The sequence below is a fragment of the Bradyrhizobium sp. genome, from assembly GCF_049581145.1.
Taxonomy (GTDB): Bacteria; Pseudomonadota; Alphaproteobacteria; order Rhizobiales; family Xanthobacteraceae; genus Bradyrhizobium.
On the sequence record NZ_JBAURI010000873.1, the window covers coordinates 1 to 3,460 of the forward strand.

The following is a 3,460-nucleotide window of genomic DNA, read 5'->3' on the forward strand; positions in this document are numbered from 1 at the left end:
CTTCCAACCCGACATTCCCCCCAACACCGGCACGATTCTGCGACTCTGCGCCTGCCTGGATGTGACCGCCCACATCATCGAACCTGCGGGCTTTCCGGTCTCCGACCGGGCATTCCGCCGGGCGGGAATGGACTATCTTGACCAGGTGACACTGCTGCGCCACGACTCCTGGGCGAAATTCGAGCAATGGCGTCGTGACGCGGGCCATCGGCTGGTGCTGTTCACCACCAAGGCCGCCACCTCCTATCTTGATTTTCGCTACGGGGCGTCGGACATCCTTCTGTTCGGGCGCGAGAGTGCGGGCGTTCCCGAAGCCGTCGCCATTGCCGCCGACGCGCGACTCAGGATCCCGATCAAGCCGAGCCTGCGTTCGCTCAACGTCGCGATGGCCGCAGCCGTGGCGGTCGGGGAAGCGCTGCGGCAGACCCAACAACAGGGAAACATCTGATGGATGCGTCGGAAACCGAGGATCGCAAGGCGCGCGCGCAGGCCTGGTTCGAGCGCCTGCGCGACGAGATTTGCGCTGCCTTTGAAAGGCTCGAGGACGACGCGCCCGCTTCGCTCTATCCCGATCGCGCGGGACGCTTTGTGCGCACACCATGGGAACGCACCGACCATCGCGGGCTGCCCGGCGGCGGCGGGATGATGTCGATGATGCATGGAAGGTTGTTCGAAAAGGTCGGCGTGCATTGCTCGACCGTGTTCGGCGAATTCGCGCCCGAGTTCCGGGCGCAGATCCCGGGGGCAGCGGAAGATCCGAGGTTCTGGGCCTCCGGCATCTCGCTGATCGCCCATTTGCGCAATCCACACGTGCCAGCGGTCCATATGAACACCCGCTTTGTGGTGACGACCAAAGCGTGGTTTGGCGGCGGCGCGGATTTGACGCCGGTCCTGGAGCGCCGGCGGACGCAGGAAGACGCCGACACGGTCAGCTTCCACGCCGCAATGCGCGGCGCCTGTGACGCCCACGCGACGGTTGCGCCTTACGAAAAATACAAGAAATGGTGCGACGAGTATTTTTACCTGCCGCATCGCAAGGAAGCACGCGGCATCGGCGGCATCTTTTACGATTGGCACGATTCAGGCGAATGGGACGCCGACCTCGCCTTTACGCAAGACGTCGGGCGCGCCTTCCTGACCGTCTATCCCGACCTGGTCCGGCGCAATTTTGCGACACGGTGGACCGCGGACGATCGCGAGGAGCAGTTGATCCGGCGCGGACGCTACGTCGAGTTCAACCTGCTCTACGACCGCGGCACCATCTTCGGGTTGAAGACCGGCGGCAATGTCGAATCGATCCTGTCGTCGATGCCGCCGGAAGTGAAATGGCCTTAAGGACGCAGCCGCCCTGACCGGGTCAGGCCCGCAAGCGTCAAAAGAGCTGCCGCAGCGCCGCCGAGATCATCACCGTGCCGCCCACGATCACGGCGACATCCAGGATCGCGGCATGAATGTGTACCGGCATGCGCTCGACGAAGGCGCGCGCCAGGAACGCGCCGGGCAGCGCGATCGCACCAATCAGGAGCGCCAGCGCCAGAACCTGCGCGGTGACGACGCCGGCCAGGCCGAAGATGGAGATCTTGATCACGCTGGTGACGACGGAAACCATCGCGTCGGTCGCGATCACCGCGGCGCCCTCCAGCCCTGCCGCCATCAACAGCGACAGCAGGATCACACCCGACCCCGACGTGCCGCCGACCACGACGCCGTAGCCGACGGCGCTTGCGCCAAGCCCGAGATCGCCGATCCGGACCGCGCGGCGCCGGAGCATGCGGCGCAGCGGCACGCTTGCGATCAGCATGGTGCCGATCACGAGCGCCGCGCCCGCGCTGCTGAGCCGCGTATAGCCGTAGGCGCCGAGCCCGGTCGTCAGCGCCGCAGCCGCGATCACGATCAGGGCGCGACGGCGGTCGGCATAGCGAAAATACGCGGTTGCGCGGCTCAAATTGGTGAAGATCGCCGATATTGCGATGATCGGCACCACCGGTTCGGCACCGACCACCGGCACCAGCACCAAAGGCATCAGCGCGCCCGTGCCATAGCCCGCAAGGCCGCCGATCAGTGAGGCCAGCAGCGCCACTGCGGCCACCAGCAGGAGTTGCAGCGCGGAGATATCGGCGAAGCCGGCAATCATGCTCCAGCAGTCATGCGGACGGCCTGCCGTCACGGTTGAGACGGCCGACGGCCTGGTCGGCGATGCAGCCGAGCGAAGCCTCGTCGAGCGGGAAATCGGCGGCAAGCCAGGCATCTTCGGCGAGCGTCAGCACATGGCCGAGCACGGGGCCTTCGGCGATCCCGCGCAAGATGAAATCGGCCGCCTTCAACGGAAATTTCGGGGCGCGCCAGCGCAGCGGCAGGGTGGCAAGCTCGCGCCAGGGCGCCGGGGCGCTGTCGCTGCCCGCCCGGGCCCAGGCCAGCATCAAGCGGTTGCGGTAGCTGTCTTCACCAAGCCGGTACAGGAGCCGCCGCGCCCTCGCCTCGTCCAGTCCGGCAAGTCGCCACCAGCGATGGCCCATGGCATCCAGCATCTTGGCCTCGTTGTTGGAGAGCCGCAGGCGCGATGCAAGGCGCCTGGCGTCCTCGGTCACGGCGACCGCAAGCGCTGCGAGCCGTCGGATCGGATTCGGCTCGAGCCCAAGCAGGCGCTCGGCCGCGATCATCGTCGCGAACGGCCCGGTATAGGCAACCCCGCCGAAGATCGGCAACAAGAGGCCGCCATCCGCCATGGCCGTGATCGCGCCGACCGCGCCGTCGGCGATCAGAAGCTTCAGCATTTCCATCCGCAGCCGTTCCGCCGACAGCGTGGCAAGCCCGGCGCGCGCGGCGATGCAGGCGAGGTAGCCGTTGCGGTCCACCTCGCCGGCGCCAAAGGCGGCGTGGATGCGAAAGAAGCGCAGCACCCGAAGGTAGTCCTCCGCGATCCGGTGGTTGGGATCGCCGATGAAGCGCACACGCCGCGCCGTGATATCCGGGAGGCCGCCGACATAATCGTGCAGCACGCCATCGGCGCCGACAGAGAGCGCATTGATGGTGAAATCGCGCCGCTGCGCGTCGCCGACCCAATCGCGGCCGAACGCGACCTTGGCCTTGCGGCCGAAGGTTTCGGTGTCCTGGCGCAAGGTGGTGACTTCGAACGGTTGCGCCTCGATCACAAGCGTCACCGTGCCATGGGCGATGCCGGTCGGGACGCTCTTGATGCCGGCTGCCTTGGCGCGCCGGATCACTTCGTCAGGCAGCGCCGTGGTCGCGATATCGATATCGCCGGTCAAAATACCGAGAAGCGCGTTACGAACCGCGCCGCCCACCACGCGCGCTTCCTCGCCATTGTCGTTCAGGAGCGAAAGCACGCGGGCAGTCGGACCGGATTTGAGCCAGGGCGCATCCAGCACCCGTGCAGTATTCATTTCTCAGCTCCGGGAACGAACTTGCCGTTCTCGATATGCGCGGGAATATAGGTCGA

At 66.3% G+C, this 3,460-nt stretch carries 5 protein-coding genes; 2 read left to right on the forward strand and 3 right to left on the reverse strand.

Annotation, left to right across the window (positions count from 1 at the left end; all coding sequences use genetic code 11):
- Positions 1–448: tRNA (cytidine(34)-2'-O)-methyltransferase (locus WCB02_RS28490; protein WP_423963086.1), on the forward strand; the 448-nt coding region annotated here is incomplete at its 5' end.
- Positions 448–1,335 (forward strand): oxygen-dependent coproporphyrinogen oxidase, encoded by an 888-nt coding sequence (gene hemF / locus WCB02_RS28495; RefSeq protein ID WP_423963087.1) that lies wholly within the window; start codon positions 448–450, stop codon positions 1,333–1,335. The genes WCB02_RS28490 and hemF, both read left to right, overlap by 1 nt.
- Before the next feature lie 37 nt (positions 1,336–1,372).
- Here hemF and WCB02_RS28500 read toward each other — a convergent pair whose 3' ends face one another.
- The 3 genes from WCB02_RS28500 to WCB02_RS28510 are packed head-to-tail and all read right to left on the reverse strand — an operon-like array spanning position 1,373 to position 3,451.
- Positions 1,373–2,134 (reverse strand): TSUP family transporter, encoded by a 762-nt coding sequence (locus WCB02_RS28500; protein WP_423963089.1) that lies wholly within the window; start codon positions 2,132–2,134, stop codon positions 1,373–1,375.
- Between the two features lie 10 nt (positions 2,135–2,144).
- On the reverse strand, positions 2,145–3,404 hold the full coding sequence (locus WCB02_RS28505; RefSeq protein ID WP_423963088.1) for a CCA tRNA nucleotidyltransferase: 1,260 nt from the start codon (positions 3,402–3,404) through the stop codon (positions 2,145–2,147).
- Entirely contained in the window at positions 3,401–3,451 is a 51-nt protein-coding gene (locus WCB02_RS28510; RefSeq protein ID WP_423963090.1) for a hypothetical protein, read from the reverse strand. The genes WCB02_RS28505 and WCB02_RS28510 overlap by 4 nt, the downstream gene beginning before the upstream one ends.
- Between the last annotated feature and the right edge of the window lie 9 nt (positions 3,452–3,460).